The following is a 13,797-nucleotide window of genomic DNA, read 5'->3' as shown; positions in this document are numbered from 1 at the left end:
GGTTTTAAGGGTTGATATTTTGTTTTTATGGTTTTTCGGTATATCTGTTAGGATGAAATTGGCATGTTGTATTCCTTATCTCCTGACCAAACAGTGTAAGACATCGATTGGCGTGAATACAATCACTGCAGGTTTTACCATCCGGTAGTAGCATGTTGAATTGATGCTCCCAATCCTTTGTTCCTTTTTGGTAGAGTCTATTTACTCTATCTGGGTTTTTAATAGTTTTCATTTTCATGTTGGAGGTATTTAGTGATTGCTGAATAATTCCGGTTCTGTATATTCTAATCCACTATTTAGAAGATCAAAAACTTTAAAGGAAGTATCCTTTTTATAACCTCTAACCAATTCTATAATTACTGTTTGAACTCTTGCGTATTGAAACGTTTTTCTTGGTAAAGCTGTTAGTGATTTTAATCCATATTTTTTTAAAGATTTTAATCTGATATCAGAATCAGAAATCGTAAACCAGGGCATTAGGGCTATAACATTATCTGTCATTTGCATACATTCAAATAAGATCTGATATCCCATTTTCATTCCTTTATTAATTCTTTCTAAAGGAGCATTTTCAATGTTGGTATATTTCAATGCAAATGGTGGATTCATGATGATAGTATCCCATCTTTGTTTTTCTAATAAAAAATAATCTTCTGGGGCGGTTACATTGTATTCTTTTAACAACTTAACCAGCGTTCCTAATCCTGGAGTTGGTTCTAATACTGTTCTAGATTCATTTGGGATTAAAGAAACCATATATCTAGCCACATTAATTGGGGTTTGAAAATCGTTCTTGAAGTTTTCATGTTCCGTTTTCATTATTGAAATACTTTTCTGATTATTTTATTCGCTATTTTAATTTTGAGCTTTGTTAGCTCTCGTTTCTTATTTTCACTAGTGATTACAGGATCCTTTTCTTTATCAAAAACATGTGCTCCTTTAGGAATCACTATTGCTTTTGGATCGATAGAAAAAAGATTCTCTACCCCATGATCATCAACAATTGTTGTGACTGTGATACCAAAATGCGCTAGTATTTTATTCCACGGTTTCATTATCTTCATCAAATGGATTATCTTCTTCTGCCTGCCTTCTGGCTTCGTCCTCAAGCTTTATGTATAGCTCGGTAGGCACATGTATTTCTATATATTCTTTACCACTAGACTTTATATCCTTTCCGTTTGTACTTGGATTATAATCCCAACCTTTAAAACTTGCATATTTTCTTAGTTTCTCTTTGAATTTGGTCATGTTAGTCCACTTGGTTTCAGTTGGATACACATTACCAAAACCATTCCCATGGGTACGGTGTGAAGGGGATCCCTGATCCACTCTATACATATCAAATTTTAATACTCTGGTGTTTACATTATTGGGATTAGAGAAATAAGAGTTTGCCCAATCGATAAAACTTTCTCCTAGATCCTGCCGTATTTTACGTTGATTAAGCTCGTCTTGTGGAGCTTCGATAATCCCATGCTTAAAATATAAGTGGAGACATAAGGCAGCCATGTTGTAGCAAAGGTTATGTTGATCCGTATCCCATTCATCAAAGAACAAAACTCCAAAATCATCTACCGGTTCATACTTTTCATTATACCAATCACTAAAGCCCAATAATATTTGTCTACTTCTAAATGACCCTCCTTCCCCTTTTAAAGCATGATTAGTTGTGATATAAAACTTTTGAGGTAAATGTGCCGGTAAGGTTTGTTTACCCAGACCTTTTTTCTCTACCGTGAATTTTCCGGTGATAGATGGAAATAAAGCTTCTATATCGAAGTTCATTCGAACATCATCTATAAACACACATTCCGTTCGTTCATCTACTTCTTCAAAAATAAATCGGTCCTCCAGTAAATCTCGTTTTTTCCCAGGTATGGTTACTGTAGGAATAAGATGTTCTAATAACATCCCTATGATCGACTTACCACTACGGCCGTTAGATGCTCCTACCTCACTCATTTTTGCATCCATGCCTACAACTGCTTTAAGAATCTTAGCATTTCGATAGCGATGCAACATATACCCAATTGCCGTTAATTTTGCTAGAAAATGTCGGGAGGTATGAAACCATTCGTCTAAATCATAATCCTTGATTGGTTTACGGGTAAATCGACAAGTGTTCATAATAAATTGAAGCATATGACATCGATCACCATCTTCAGTAAATTCTATGGTATACTCTCCGATGTATTGCTTTAACCTATCATTATCTTTTGCATCCTCTGCGGTAATTTTGTGCACTTCTTTAAGGAGTAATGGTAATTTGGTAGGCTCAAAATCTCTTAATTTATCCTTCCATACATCACCCTGAATTTCTTTTAGTGGGGTTTGCTCAAAACCTTCATCTGTCACTTTCCAATAACAATTCTTAAAATACAGATATTGGATACCTTTTCCTGGTAAATGCAGATTGAGATAAGAGAATTCTAAATTCCCCATACTATCAGGACCCAGATATCGATTACCACCAGAATACAGCATATTCTCTACCGCTTCATTATTAATGGCCTGTTTGGTAAAGTCTAATATGTAATCCTTGATTTGGTAATTATCAACTTCGCGAACAATATTATCCTCTTTATGAATCCATATCCATTTTCGTGGTGCTACTTCATATCTTGAAAAGCCTCTATTTTGTAGAAATACATAGCACCTTTTGTAATTGAAAGAATAATTAGTTTTATTTTTTGCTTTTTCTTCGTTCCAGTACTGCTCATGATCTAGTAGTGGTTGTGCTAGTTCTATCTCTTTGTTTACTATCCTATATTTTACCTTACCAAATTTAAATTCTGGTAACTGCTCTAATTGGTCAAAGTACTTTTCTACAAAACTATCTTTGTTTTGGAGTCCCCAATAATCAAGTAATTTGTAATGACTCTCCGTAGTAATATCTCTAAACGTGATCCACTTATGATCCTCTGATGGATCTAGCATGTTTTTATTACAAATATCTACCAGCGAATTTTCCTTACCTCGAAGTGAATTAGTAAGCAAATCGTCTATACCCTTATCACCTTCTTCGTTGGTATTGATATGTGCAAAATATATATTGAGGTGAATATCGCTGTTGGTAAAAGCATAAAAGTGGTTACGAAAATTGAGAACCGCCTTGTAGAAATTCTTTGGCCTCATATCTGCAGCATTACTGCTATCGATCTTTCTACTCAAGCGGTCCCAATCTTCATCCAACACAAAGACAACGTTCTCTACCTTACATTTTTTAATAATGAGTTCGAATTCTAGAGGTAATTTTTTGTTATAGGCAATGTTATGAATTCCCATAACTCCTACACTCATCATTTTATGCTTGGTAGCTTTTTCAGCTTTTAATTCACCTTCCTGAATGTATAAGGTTTTGATAATCGCTCCTCGTTTGTACTTGTTACGAATAGCCTGTGGAATATATATTTTACTATCACTCCCATAAGGTGACATATATTTAATCGGGCGACCATTTTTATCTTTATGAAGCTCTGGATATTGAAAACGAATTCTGCGGAAAAGTAAACGACTACCTGTAGACTGGCCACTTTTATCTTTACGATAATAATACATCGGCTTACCTTCAAGATCATAATAACTAATAATGATATCATCGCCTGTTATAATCTCCCAACGTTCATCCTTGGTACCACTTCTGAAGGTTGGGATTTCTTTTGTGGTTTCACCATCTACATAAACATTCGCCTTTACATCATCTGTGGTTAAACCGCTACCGTGAAGTTTATTGGCACAAAAGGAATGATCACCTTCTTCCATCGCTTTTTTGCTTCTTACCCCTTTTGGTTTGGATTTTGGTTTCTCTGCTTCTAGTGATATACTCTCTATTCTTGCTAGTTCTTCTAACGACTCTGGGTAGCTAAGTCCATGAAACTGCATTAAATAATCTACTGGAAACTTAACCCTAATACCACAAGGAAAACATGATACAATATCCTTAGACTTACTATACTGTAATTTTTCCTGTTTTTTACAAACTGGGCAATCATATGCAAGTTGAGCACCTTTCTTTTTTGGCGCAGGATGATAAGCATTAAGTGTATTCTCTAAAGTAGATTTATCGAGAATTTCTTTCTTTTTGTCGTCGTTTATGTATGGCATTGTTGGTAATCGTGTGTGTTGTTATTCTTGTTGTGATACTACTGCAGAAACTTCTTTTATCTTTTGCCCTTCTTTATTGAAGAACAACATCATGTTTTGTATATCTGCCTGTAGTAATGATCTGCTGGATATTGTGAGTAATATTCGTTCGGTACCAATCTTATTTTTCTTTACCGTATGTCCCTCGGATTCGAGTTGGTTTTTTATGATATCAATGAGCTTCATGATTCGTGTTTATATTTTTCGATTTCTAATTTAATCTTGGCAGCAGTCCTGTAGTCCTCTTTATCAATTGCTTCTTTTAATCGCATTTGATAAACAGATGAAAATAATTTGGCTTTTGCCCTGCCTATTAAAGCCTTCATCTCGATATCCTCTTCTCTTTTTTTTCTCAACAATTGTAGTCCTTCTTGTACGTCCTTTATAAAGTGTATGATCTTTTTCATAATCCTCTGTTTGATAGTTTCTCTTTTGTTTTGTTTAAGTCATCAAGTGCAAATTGTGCTGCGTAGATAGCCGGTATTAACCATGGCCAACTACCACAGCAGGGCCAATATATTTTTAGGAATGATTTACTATCCAGATACGTTTCTTCTGGTAGTTCATCTTGTAAAAGCAAGCTTTTTTTAGTGAAACTCACTTCAAAATAGGTGGCGATCATTGACGCAATTACTCCTGATATGTAAAAAATAAATAGCTCCATTACTCTTGATTTTTTAAATATTGATCGTAATATGATTTAACCGTTAGCTTTGGTTTAACCTCAATTTTCTCTACACATTCCTCTAGCATTTCATAGATCTTACGTTGTAGAGCAGCTGTCTTTTTTAGATATTCCTGAAGGTGTTCCTGCTTTTTTAGATTCTCCAACCTGTGTTGGATCATTGACTTCGATTTGCTTAATTGCTTCTGTGAGTTCATCTTCTAATTTTTTTAAAGTTTCCTTGTATTTCGGTATCAGTACTGCTCGATCAGCATCTGTAAAATGATCTTTTTGAAAAGCTTTTATCTGTCCTTTGGCTCTGTTGATTTCTGATTGGATTTGCTTAGTAGATCTCATATTTTCGAGGATGTTTTGAATAATGTTTCCATATCAAAAAAATTAATAGCATCATCTATAAACATTACATATGTATCTTCATTTAACTTTATAAACTCTGGACGATTTTCACTTCTATTTGATCTATTACTCATATCATTGGTATATTTTCGTCCATTGCCTTTTTGATCAGGCCGACTTTGGATTGCACATTAATTTTTCTGAAAAGCTTTGCTTTGTGAGTGTTTAGGGTAGGTATGCCAATTCCTAAATGATCAGCGATAAGTTTATCGGGGTAGTCTTGCGCTACTAAATCTATGATTTGTAGCTCACGTGCAGTGATAGGTTTATTATCGATAGTAATTTTTTTACTATCAAATTTTAGAGAGATACATTCTTTCTGGTGTCTAAAATTCTCTGCAGGTTGTAAAATGTTATCAATAATATCTGGAGTATGATCCAAGGCACCGTATGTAAAGTATGTATATAACTCTACTTGTTTTTTGATACTGTCACGGGCTTGTTTGCGAATAAAATGTATGGCAAACTTATCTTTCATATATGCATTGTGAAGTAATGTATAATGCCCTGGATCCAGTTGATCAAATTTGTAAACATGACCGTTGCGTAAAAAACGAACTTCTTGTGTTCTTTTGATCCCGAAAAATTCTATAGAATTATCATTAGAAATCAGTTGCCCGATTAGGGTTTCTGCTGGGGTATTCTTAACTTTGGTATTCATAATAATTAGTAGATTAAATGATTAATTATTGTGTTAACCCGTAGTGACCGCTACGGGTTTTTAATTTCTATATCATTAGGATCAATGGATGACGAAGCGAATAACAAAAAGAGGTAATAACACAACACGAATATGTTTAATACTATCACGATAAAAAATTGTATCGCCATCCTGTTATTGATCCAAAATTTTTGCATCACGCAACATTTTTTCTAGTGAGTTTTAGAAAATCTTCGCGGTATTTTTTCTCTTCTAAATTTTGGTAATACGTATCGTAAGCAAGCTTAAAAATCAAAGACTCGATATGTGAGTGTTCTCTTTCTCCTGATAGAATCTTATAAATGTAACTTCTGGAATATGGCACTCCTTCTTCTTTCTCCATATTGTTCTCTGATAGAAAGGAAAGAATCTTTGATAAATGGTTTTTGCCCAGTGTATTAATAATCTCCGTTTTTTGTTCTGTAGTTATCATACTTAACTATGAGTTTATTGGCAAAACGAGTGTATATGTGTACATTTGTTTTACTAATCGTTTACTAATTGTGTACTAATCTCATACAATAGTACGTACAATTATACATAAAACCAAATTATTTACATACAATTATACGTAAATATGAAAAAACCAATAGATAGAATCGAAGAATACATTAATTATAAAGGGCTAAGCCTTAACGCTTTTGATATAAGCATAGGTAAATCTGGTGGTTATACTGGAAAGCAGATTAAGAACAAAGCGTCTATAGGTGTAGACGTTTTACATACAATTGTATCAATATACGAAGAACTTAATGCGGATTGGGTTGTTACTGGCAAAGGCAATATGATACGCGAAGAATTCGCGAAACCTAAAACCATTGATGAACTTATTGAAGAAAAGATAGAAGCCAAATTACGAGGTGTTACTATAGAAGATCTTAAAACCCTAATGATGGTAAAAGAATTCTCTGAGGCTCAAAAACTAGAAGCCAAAAAGGCGATGGAGAAAGAACAGGCAAAACAAAAGTGATTAGTAAGAAATCGATGGATATGAAAATATTACTCTTAATAGTAGACCCTACAAAAATAACCAGACCTGGACCATTAGAAAATATAAGTTTTGAGTGGTGGTATCTGATATTTATCCCCATCTGGTTATTCGGATTATGGTTCATCGATTACGTGAGGAAGAATAAGTATAAAGGTTTGAAGTAAAAATGAATACTCAGGAGAAAACAGATCAGGAGGAAACAGATCAGGAGAAAACAAAAGTGTGGCTGTGGTTTGCCTGTTCAATTGTTTTGGTTTTAATAATATTTATAGGGTACTGGCAAATAAATAGATATTGGCATGATATCCCTCCAACAGCAGCGGAATTTGGGGATAGTTTTGGTGGGGCAAATGCAATTTTTTCTGCACTAGCATTTGCTTTTTTAATAGTTACCTCGTTATTACAAAGAAAAGAGCTTGAATTACAACGAAATGAACTTATTAGATCTTCTAAGGCACAAGTAAAATCTGAAAAGTGGTTAAACCTCCAGACTAGTTTGACTGCCAAACAAGCATTGTTAAATTCCTATCAGTTTTTATACGAGGAGAATTTAAAACTATCTAAGGATCACCCAAATTCTACAAAACGATCGGAATATAGAAACGCAGCAAACAGTTATATAGCTAGGTTGGAGAGTATAACACAAGACCTAGAGAAAGAACAAAAGTTATTTCAGGACATCATTACTGAAATAAGTGAAACTTATGGTAATTACAGTCCAATGCATGATAGTAATCCATCAATACATGATAATGATTTTTAAACCTCAAAAACTAAACAAAACTAATCTCCTTTAATAATTTCTGTAATTGTAATTTTTCTTTATCACTAAGTGCCACAACAGAATCCCCAAAAAGGATATCATCTACTTCTGCCTGCAGATCTTCCCATTCTTTATATAATTGCTCTGGAGTGTATAAATGTTTATTATGCGTAAGTTGATACATACGCTGTAAAATGTTTGAAGTTACTTTACTCATGAGGCTCGCCGTTTTTGTTTAATCTCCTCCATTTCTATAGAGATTTGTTCCCTTATATCCAGAAGTCTTGATTCCTTGTTTAATTTAATAGATACCAATATCATCCCTATCAATATTGGTAATAGCATAGGTACTACACTCCAAAAATTAAAATCTTCTGTATACTTAATATTTTGATTAATAACACCAGTGGTTTGGAAAAAGAATAATCCAAACGGTATTAATATCGAGAATCGCCACCAATGTTTTGAAGTAAAAAACCATATGGTTGTAAAGATTAAAAACATTAGTTTGGTCATAAGTGCATGAACAAAAACTTTGACTGTAGAGAATCCTCCATTATCGAGTATCATAAAACCTAAATCCCAAGTATCTGCTTTTGGTGCTAGTCTATATAAATAAAACAAAAAAGGGGTACTAATCAGTATGATACTAATCAATGCCCCTTGTATAAACCTTTTATATCGATTACCCGTTGTCTGGGATTTCGTATTCGTCTTTTTCAATCCCGTTAGGGGGGATTTCATATTCATCTTTCTCAATTTGCCGTAGATTCTCATTTTCTTTAAGTGTTTCGTCAGAACAACTAACAGCAAACAGACCTACTACACATATCATTAATAAATACCTCATATACTTTGATTATTGGTTATAATACAAAGATACGTAGGCACTGTACTAATAAATGTACAATACAAACCTATTTAGCCAATGGTAGTCATTCGCTAGTAAATAATTGATGACGCAGGGTAGAATGTCACTTTATTACATTAAGACAGTGCAAGTTATATACTAATTTTTAAAATATTGTTACGGGAAAACCGTAAATCGATGAAATGCACATCATAGTTTTATATGACTGGTTTATAAGGGCTAATTGCTTATATTTGTGTACAAGTCGCACACTAACCCTGTACAAATTATATACAAATGGATAAAATTACGGGAAAACCGCAACAACCTGAAGATGATAATTCTAAGGAAATTAATAACCTTTTGGACGCCACATTTACCCAGGAAGAAAAAGAAAAATTGCAGAAACCTAATAAAAGCAAGGATTAACAGCGTTTGAAGCGTGTTAAATTCTTGCAGTATTATAAGATATTAAGTATAAATCACAGATGTAAATCATTGATAATCAACATTGATTAAAAGTATAAAATAACATTGAGAGCCCCCCTCTCGCTACAATAAAAAAGGTTGTCTTATATAAGACAACCTTTTTTATTTAATTCAGAAAATGTATTTTTATATTGTGGGGATATTTACCGATCATAATGCAGATCTTGTTCAGATCATAAGCCTTCCATTAGAGTTGATCGGGTTTGCTCTGGCATTTATTGAAGTGCGTAAGCCATCTCTAGCAGATCGTATTGAGAAAGGGATCGATATTTTAATTGATTGGTTATTCAATATCATTAAAAAGCGTAGCCCCAAAGATGGCACATCGTTACCTCTTGCTGTTTTGATGCATCTTTCTATCGCTGTAGCATTATTAGGCTGTTTTTGGGTTTGCTGGAAATATGTCCCTATCCTATATGAACGCCCTAAAGATCATTTTTTTAATTACTTTGACTATTTCGCTTGGTTTGTTGGATGGCTTGGTATCATATTTTCGAGTATAGGTATTTTAATGTTTAGCTCTTTTATAGTGATAACAATTCTATTAATTATTTTAAAAATTATTGCCAGTATTTTAAATTACTTAGATCGATATGCTCATGGTAGAGCTTTGGGTGCATTCGGTTTGATACTAGCTTTGTTCGGGGTTATCGGTGAAATCTTTCAGGTTACGGTAATGATGATTAGTTGATGGCATATACAGTAATTAATTTCTTTTTGCTTATTTCAGAAAACACATACTATTAATCATTTATGTTGTTCTCTAAATGATTTTGGAGAAATTGATACATATTTCTTAAAAAACTTCCAGAAATAAGCCGAATCTTCAAAGTGTAACTTAAAAGCAATCTCAGATATACTTAGTTTACTAAAAATCAAAAGTCGTTTGGCCTCTAAAATGACACGTTCTCTAATTAGTGTTCCTGCTGTTTTCCCTGTTGATTTTTTTACTGTATCGTTTAGATAAGTCGGTGTAATATGTAGTAACGAAGCATAATAGCTAACACTTCTTTCTTTTTTATACTCTTGTTCTATTAACGCTCTAAAAGATTTCACAATCATATTACTAGATGTCCCATCTCCAAACCCCTGATCATTATGCATTTGTCGCTGGATATAGATCATCAAAACATTAAGATTATTTTTAATAATTTGATCTTTCTCTACATAGTCATTAGTAAATTCTTTCCATAGCTCTGTAATACTATTGTTAATTGCTTTTTCTTCTTCATTAATTCGTACTCCTAAAAATGTATTATGTATGGTTGTATTTATAATTTCAAAACTGGTGTTGGCTCCTATTTGTGATAACAAAACATCTGGGGAGAAATGTAATACAAATCCTTTAAAATCGTTAGAATTTTCACAGGCATGAACTACCCCTGGGTGAATATAAAATAGTGTCCCCTTCTCCATTTCATACATTTTTTCGTCTATCATAATGTTTCCACGGCCATGGGTTACCCATATGATTTGAAAGAGATTAAAATGTCGATGAGGATGATGCACTACATTATTAAGGCCATCAGATAATTCTTCTAAGCGTCTCATATTAAAAAAAGAGGCAACTTCTCCTTCTATCGTATTACCATACAAATGGTAATTTGGTATCTTTTCTACTGATTTTACAGGCCTCATATATTTTGATTCATTGCTTTATTCTCTCATCAATATAAACATAAAATCATAAATTTAAATTTCTTCACCTAAACTATTAAAAATCTTTTTAAAATTAAAAGCTTCAGAAGTTGGTCCATATTTTTCTATATGTTTCAATTTAGAAATGGCTTCTTCTGTTGTTGGTATATGATCGTGATCTACCCACCATAATACCACATGTGGACTTTTCATTCTTTCAAACCATTTTCTACCATCCCTCACAAAATAGCTATGTACAGTATCATAAGCAAAATTTTTAAGAGATGTAAGATCTTTCCAAACAGACATATTAATAAGCATCATATCATCTTCTAAAGGAGATTCTATATTTGCAGCAGAACTACCATCATCATCTTTTAATCTCCACACAAATCCTGAGCTTTCATCGGCTAGTTTATTAATCGGTTCTAGAAAATCTACGAATTCTTTTAATAAAGGAGAATCCAGCGGGGCCTTCATTTTGGCAATATTAATTTCTGCAATATACTTTTTACTCATAATTTGATTTTTACTGTATTATCAGTATCAATATTCAAAATTAGAGATAGGTAGTTTATGTATTTATATAGAGATCACGGTTGTTTCTGTACTTTTTACAGAATTCTTTCTTTAAATCATAAAATAAAACCTAAATAGTGGTATATATTAATTTCCTTCTTTTAATAGTTTATGAAATACATCTGCCAATCGTATTTCGATAAACTTTACGATATCTCTTTCTGGTTTCTCATTCTGATACATAGAGAACACTTTTGAGGCATTCCCTCTTTTTAGTGCTTTAATATCTCCTTCTGGATATTCGATATCTTCTGGTTTTAAATTCCACTGTAATAAGGACTGCAACAGTTCGGTATGGGATTCATATCGCTTCTCTAATACTTTCTGTCTATCCAGGTCTTCCTGGTTTTTTTCCTCGGCACTATTGATTCTTGCGCTTAACAAAGTAAACTCGTCCCTGATTTGGCGATCAATATCCTGTGCTTCACGAACCAGTTTTAAATAGGATTCATATATTTTTTCATTATAAAACGCTGCAAAGTCAAAATAAAGATTCATTGCTTTAAGATAACTTAAGGCAACCTCCTTGTATACTCTTTTATCTTTTTGTTCGGTTTCTACAAGTTGTTTTCCAAGATCACTTAATCTTCCTCGTTTATCTTTAATAAGATGGGCAAAACCTTCTTTCTCTGGTAGTGCTAATAACTCTGGAGTGATATCTGTTGGGAGTCCTTCATAGCGATATTTTCTATACTGAATTTTGATAGAGTCATTAACTTCTTTTGCCTTTTTGGGTTTCTTCGGCTTTTTATTGAAATTGATTTTAGGCTTCTTTAGTCCAAACGCATAATTATAACTAAAAGTAGCCGTAAATTCACTTAATTGTCCATTATTGCCACCACTTCTAAATAACTGTACGGCATTGAGGTTAAAATTATGTCTCTCCTTTAAGGTATATGTCACCGCCCCTCGTAGATTGGTAACACTGGTAGTAGATGTAGTACTAGTAGAACTATTATATCCTGCTGATAGTCGGGTGTTGAGTGTTTTTTTAAAATATCGCTTACCGACACTTATTGTTGGCCCCCAAGTCGTTGCTTCTTCTCTACCAATGGTATTATAAGTCCCATTAACCGATGTACTTATATTTAGGTTCCTTTCTGAAAAATCTATCGTATGACCCAAATTCATATTATGAAATGTAGAAGCATCACCAAGTCTTACCACTCCTCCCTGTTCATTTGAAACATCATTAAGTGCATAATTCATCGTGAGATTCTGGCGAGAGGTCTTTTTTCCTGAAAGCACATAGTTGATCGTTAAAGTAGCCGTTTGCGATAATTGCTTGTAATCTAACTCTTCTATCTGTTCATCCAAAAGATCGGCATCATTAATCTCATCAAACTGATTGGGCTTGATATTAGTAAACGTACTAAAGTTAGAATACATACCAGAAATATTCAGCCGGTCGGATACAGAAAGGGTGGCATTTAATGATCCAACCGTACGATTGGTGTTATTGGCCTTCAAATTATCCAGATCATCTCTTTGATATCCTATATTAAGAGCTAAACTTAACCTATCTTTAAAAAACGTATTAGAAGCATCTAAAGTTATGTTTTCGAAATCGTTATTAAAATAATAGGCCCCCAGAGTTTCATATCCCGGATCAATACGTTCGTAGCCCAAACCAAGATTTACTCGTCCTACACCATAACCCAAACGGGTTTTTATTGCAGTATAATATTCTGTAGATGCACGGTTATTAAAAATAGTAGCAATCGGAGATATTTCCGAATTATCAACCTCCTCGGCTCGGGTATCTTTGGTAATCGCTGTAGATGCATATTCGGCCTGAAGACTAAAACTTTTACCTAATTTAACTTCTCCTTCTATACTTACCACCAGATTCTCCTGCGGTAATACGCCTTTGGCTTCGGGAATAGAATCGATAGAAGTTGGATCATCTTTGGCATAAAAACCTATAACACCGATCTTATATCGCTCCTTCTCTAAACTTGTTTTTAACCCATACCCCATACGGTTATACGAAGGAACCGTTCTGGCATCTGCATTATCCTCTACAGCCTTTAGTAAACGGCCACTCATAGCACTGATTTTAAAGGCTCCCGGTGGAGTAAGATCTATACCACCACCTGTAAACTGATGACCACTTAAGGTATAAGGAGAAAAGGTCATACTTATATTACCGATATGGCCCGTAACCCATTTATATTTGGGATGCAAACTAATACGATTAAAATCAAAGGGTAATTGATAGCCTAAATTCTCTCCCTGATTCGAAAAACTATACGAAATCGGAATAGAAAAACTATATATATTAATATTAAGGGCTCCTTGCAAAAAATAAGTAAAGGGGTCTCGGTTAGCATTTTGATTAGAACTGTAATACACGCCACTGGCAGAAACCTGACCACTTACTTTTAAAGGCTTACTCTGAGTAATTGTTTCATAATCCAGTGTTTGTGCAATAGATAAAAAAGGGAATACCAAAAAAGCTAATAAACCCCATGAACGCTTTCTATGACTAAAATTATACAAAACCAATTTTGACTTACCCACTCTCATAACCCTTTTATAATCAACGAAGTTTAACATA

General features: G+C 33.7%; 20 protein-coding genes. 4 read left to right on the top strand and 16 right to left on the bottom strand.

Going from position 1 to position 13,797, the window contains the following annotated elements:
- Positions 1-25: 25 nt before the first annotated feature.
- From DK441_RS22190 to DK441_RS22145, 10 genes are all read right to left on the bottom strand, one after another.
- Positions 26-238 carry a hypothetical protein gene (locus DK441_RS22190; RefSeq protein WP_109852787.1) on the bottom strand — a complete coding sequence of 71 codons (213 nt, stop codon included), beginning with the start codon at positions 236-238 and terminating at the stop codon, positions 26-28.
- 11 nt (positions 239-249) lie between these two features.
- Complete coding sequence (locus DK441_RS22185) at positions 250-819, bottom strand: hypothetical protein (protein ID WP_109852786.1); 570 nt, start codon at positions 817-819, stop codon at positions 250-252.
- A complete protein-coding gene (locus tag DK441_RS22180; protein ID WP_109852785.1) occupies positions 819-1,064 on the bottom strand; it encodes a hypothetical protein in 246 nt (81 codons plus the stop codon). The genes DK441_RS22185 and DK441_RS22180 overlap by 1 nt, the downstream gene beginning before the upstream one ends.
- The gene (locus tag DK441_RS22175) at positions 1,039-4,107 is read right to left on the bottom strand and encodes a hypothetical protein (RefSeq protein WP_109852784.1); all 3,069 of its coding nucleotides are present in this window, start codon (positions 4,105-4,107) and stop codon (positions 1,039-1,041) included. The genes DK441_RS22180 and DK441_RS22175 overlap by 26 nt, the downstream gene beginning before the upstream one ends.
- Positions 4,108-4,128: 21 nt before the next feature.
- Positions 4,129-4,332 carry a hypothetical protein gene (locus DK441_RS22170; RefSeq protein WP_109852783.1) on the bottom strand — a complete coding sequence of 68 codons (204 nt, stop codon included), beginning with the start codon at positions 4,330-4,332 and terminating at the stop codon, positions 4,129-4,131.
- The gene (locus DK441_RS22165) at positions 4,329-4,553 is read right to left on the bottom strand and encodes a hypothetical protein (RefSeq protein WP_109852782.1); all 225 of its coding nucleotides are present in this window, start codon (positions 4,551-4,553) and stop codon (positions 4,329-4,331) included. The genes DK441_RS22170 and DK441_RS22165 overlap by 4 nt, the downstream gene beginning before the upstream one ends.
- Positions 4,550-4,810 carry a hypothetical protein gene (locus tag DK441_RS22160; protein ID WP_160112233.1) on the bottom strand — a complete coding sequence of 87 codons (261 nt, stop codon included), beginning with the start codon at positions 4,808-4,810 and terminating at the stop codon, positions 4,550-4,552. Before DK441_RS22160 ends, DK441_RS22165 begins: the two co-directional genes overlap by 4 nt.
- 99 nt (positions 4,811-4,909) lie before the next feature.
- Complete coding sequence (locus DK441_RS22155) at positions 4,910-5,167, bottom strand: hypothetical protein (RefSeq protein ID WP_109852780.1); 258 nt, start codon at positions 5,165-5,167, stop codon at positions 4,910-4,912.
- A gap of 130 nt (positions 5,168-5,297) precedes the next feature.
- Positions 5,298-5,888, bottom strand: coding sequence for a response regulator transcription factor (locus tag DK441_RS22150; RefSeq protein WP_109852779.1), 591 nt, complete (start codon positions 5,886-5,888; stop codon positions 5,298-5,300).
- Positions 5,889-6,084: 196 nt separating this feature from the next.
- Positions 6,085-6,360, bottom strand: coding sequence for a hypothetical protein (locus DK441_RS22145; protein WP_109852778.1), 276 nt, complete (start codon positions 6,358-6,360; stop codon positions 6,085-6,087).
- A 144-nt stretch (positions 6,361-6,504) separates the two neighbouring features.
- On the opposite strand from DK441_RS22145, the gene DK441_RS22140 reads away from it, so the two are divergent.
- Together DK441_RS22140 and DK441_RS22135 are read left to right on the top strand one after the other, a co-directional pair.
- The gene (locus tag DK441_RS22140) at positions 6,505-6,897 is read left to right on the top strand and encodes a hypothetical protein (RefSeq protein WP_235015810.1); all 393 of its coding nucleotides are present in this window, start codon (positions 6,505-6,507) and stop codon (positions 6,895-6,897) included.
- Between the two features lie 187 nt (positions 6,898-7,084).
- Entirely contained in the window at positions 7,085-7,681 is a 597-nt protein-coding gene (locus tag DK441_RS22135; protein ID WP_109852777.1) for a hypothetical protein, read from the top strand.
- 10 nt (positions 7,682-7,691) lie between these two features.
- Here DK441_RS22135 and DK441_RS22130 read toward each other — a convergent pair whose 3' ends face one another.
- From DK441_RS22130 to DK441_RS26795, 3 genes are read right to left on the bottom strand one after another with little or no spacing between them, the layout of a single operon-like run.
- Positions 7,692-7,898: a hypothetical protein gene (locus DK441_RS22130; protein ID WP_109852776.1), complete on the bottom strand. Its 207-nt coding sequence runs from the start codon at positions 7,896-7,898 to the stop codon at positions 7,692-7,694.
- Positions 7,895-8,338: a hypothetical protein gene (locus tag DK441_RS22125; RefSeq protein ID WP_160112232.1), complete on the bottom strand. Its 444-nt coding sequence runs from the start codon at positions 8,336-8,338 to the stop codon at positions 7,895-7,897. Before DK441_RS22125 ends, DK441_RS22130 begins: the two co-directional genes overlap by 4 nt.
- A 28-nt stretch (positions 8,339-8,366) precedes the next feature.
- On the bottom strand, positions 8,367-8,531 hold the full coding sequence (locus tag DK441_RS26795) for a hypothetical protein (RefSeq protein ID WP_160112231.1): 165 nt from the start codon (positions 8,529-8,531) through the stop codon (positions 8,367-8,369).
- A 297-nt stretch (positions 8,532-8,828) separates the two neighbouring features.
- Here DK441_RS26795 and DK441_RS27175 point away from each other — a divergent pair, with 297 nt between their 5' ends.
- Both DK441_RS27175 and DK441_RS22120 read left to right on the top strand, forming a co-directional pair.
- The gene (locus tag DK441_RS27175) at positions 8,829-8,960 is read left to right on the top strand and encodes a hypothetical protein (protein WP_255412323.1); all 132 of its coding nucleotides are present in this window, start codon (positions 8,829-8,831) and stop codon (positions 8,958-8,960) included.
- 178 nt (positions 8,961-9,138) lie between these two features.
- Entirely contained in the window at positions 9,139-9,711 is a 573-nt protein-coding gene (locus DK441_RS22120; RefSeq protein WP_109852774.1) for a hypothetical protein, read from the top strand.
- Between the two features lie 56 nt (positions 9,712-9,767).
- Here the strand turns inward: DK441_RS22120 and DK441_RS22115 are convergent, their stop codons facing one another.
- The 3 genes from DK441_RS22115 to DK441_RS22105 form a co-directional block, all read right to left on the bottom strand.
- Positions 9,768-10,658: an AraC family transcriptional regulator gene (locus DK441_RS22115; protein WP_109852773.1), complete on the bottom strand. Its 891-nt coding sequence runs from the start codon at positions 10,656-10,658 to the stop codon at positions 9,768-9,770.
- A gap of 54 nt (positions 10,659-10,712) precedes the next feature.
- Positions 10,713-11,177, bottom strand: coding sequence for a DUF3291 domain-containing protein (locus DK441_RS22110; protein ID WP_109852772.1), 465 nt, complete (start codon positions 11,175-11,177; stop codon positions 10,713-10,715).
- A gap of 147 nt (positions 11,178-11,324) precedes the next feature.
- The gene (locus DK441_RS22105; protein ID WP_370444337.1) at positions 11,325-13,760 is read right to left on the bottom strand and encodes a hypothetical protein; all 2,436 of its coding nucleotides are present in this window, start codon (positions 13,758-13,760) and stop codon (positions 11,325-11,327) included.
- Positions 13,761-13,797: the final 37 nt, after the last annotated feature.

The organism is Aquimarina sp. AU58 (assembly GCF_900312745.1).
GTDB lineage: Bacteria > Bacteroidota > Bacteroidia > Flavobacteriales > Flavobacteriaceae > Aquimarina > Aquimarina spinulae.
The sequence above is the reverse complement of the archived record's forward strand: the minus strand, read 5'-3'. Positions and strand labels throughout refer to the sequence as shown.

Excerpts from the sequence above, each read along its gene's own strand:
- DK441_RS22155 (WP_109852780.1), bottom strand. The coding sequence starts at position 5,167 with ATGAGATCTACTAAGCAAATCCAATCAGAAATCAACAGAGCCAAAGGA.
- DK441_RS22170 (WP_109852783.1), bottom strand. The coding sequence starts at position 4,332 with ATGAAGCTCATTGATATCATAAAAAACCAACTCGAATCCGAGGGACAT.
- DK441_RS22110 (WP_109852772.1), bottom strand. The coding sequence starts at position 11,177 with ATGAGTAAAAAGTATATTGCAGAAATTAATATTGCCAAAATGAAGGCC.
- DK441_RS22120 (WP_109852774.1), top strand. The coding sequence starts at position 9,139 with ATGTATTTTTATATTGTGGGGATATTTACCGATCATAATGCAGATCTT.
- DK441_RS27175 (WP_255412323.1), top strand. The coding sequence starts at position 8,829 with ATGGATAAAATTACGGGAAAACCGCAACAACCTGAAGATGATAATTCT.
- DK441_RS22130 (WP_109852776.1), bottom strand. The coding sequence starts at position 7,898 with ATGAGTAAAGTAACTTCAAACATTTTACAGCGTATGTATCAACTTACG.
- DK441_RS22145 (WP_109852778.1), bottom strand. The coding sequence starts at position 6,360 with ATGATAACTACAGAACAAAAAACGGAGATTATTAATACACTGGGCAAA.
- DK441_RS22190 (WP_109852787.1), bottom strand. The coding sequence starts at position 238 with ATGAAAATGAAAACTATTAAAAACCCAGATAGAGTAAATAGACTCTAC.
- DK441_RS22185 (WP_109852786.1), bottom strand. The coding sequence starts at position 819 with ATGAAAACGGAACATGAAAACTTCAAGAACGATTTTCAAACCCCAATT.
- DK441_RS22115 (WP_109852773.1), bottom strand. The coding sequence starts at position 10,658 with ATGAGGCCTGTAAAATCAGTAGAAAAGATACCAAATTACCATTTGTAT.
- DK441_RS26795 (WP_160112231.1), bottom strand. The coding sequence starts at position 8,531 with ATGAGGTATTTATTAATGATATGTGTAGTAGGTCTGTTTGCTGTTAGT.
- DK441_RS22135 (WP_109852777.1), top strand. The coding sequence starts at position 7,085 with ATGAATACTCAGGAGAAAACAGATCAGGAGGAAACAGATCAGGAGAAA.
- DK441_RS22180 (WP_109852785.1), bottom strand. The coding sequence starts at position 1,064 with ATGAAGATAATGAAACCGTGGAATAAAATACTAGCGCATTTTGGTATC.
- DK441_RS22165 (WP_109852782.1), bottom strand. The coding sequence starts at position 4,553 with ATGAAAAAGATCATACACTTTATAAAGGACGTACAAGAAGGACTACAA.
- DK441_RS22160 (WP_160112233.1), bottom strand. The coding sequence starts at position 4,810 with ATGGAGCTATTTATTTTTTACATATCAGGAGTAATTGCGTCAATGATC.
- DK441_RS22140 (WP_235015810.1), top strand. The coding sequence starts at position 6,505 with ATGAAAAAACCAATAGATAGAATCGAAGAATACATTAATTATAAAGGG.
- DK441_RS22150 (WP_109852779.1), bottom strand. The coding sequence starts at position 5,888 with ATGAATACCAAAGTTAAGAATACCCCAGCAGAAACCCTAATCGGGCAA.
- DK441_RS22175 (WP_109852784.1), bottom strand. The coding sequence starts at position 4,107 with ATGCCATACATAAACGACGACAAAAAGAAAGAAATTCTCGATAAATCT.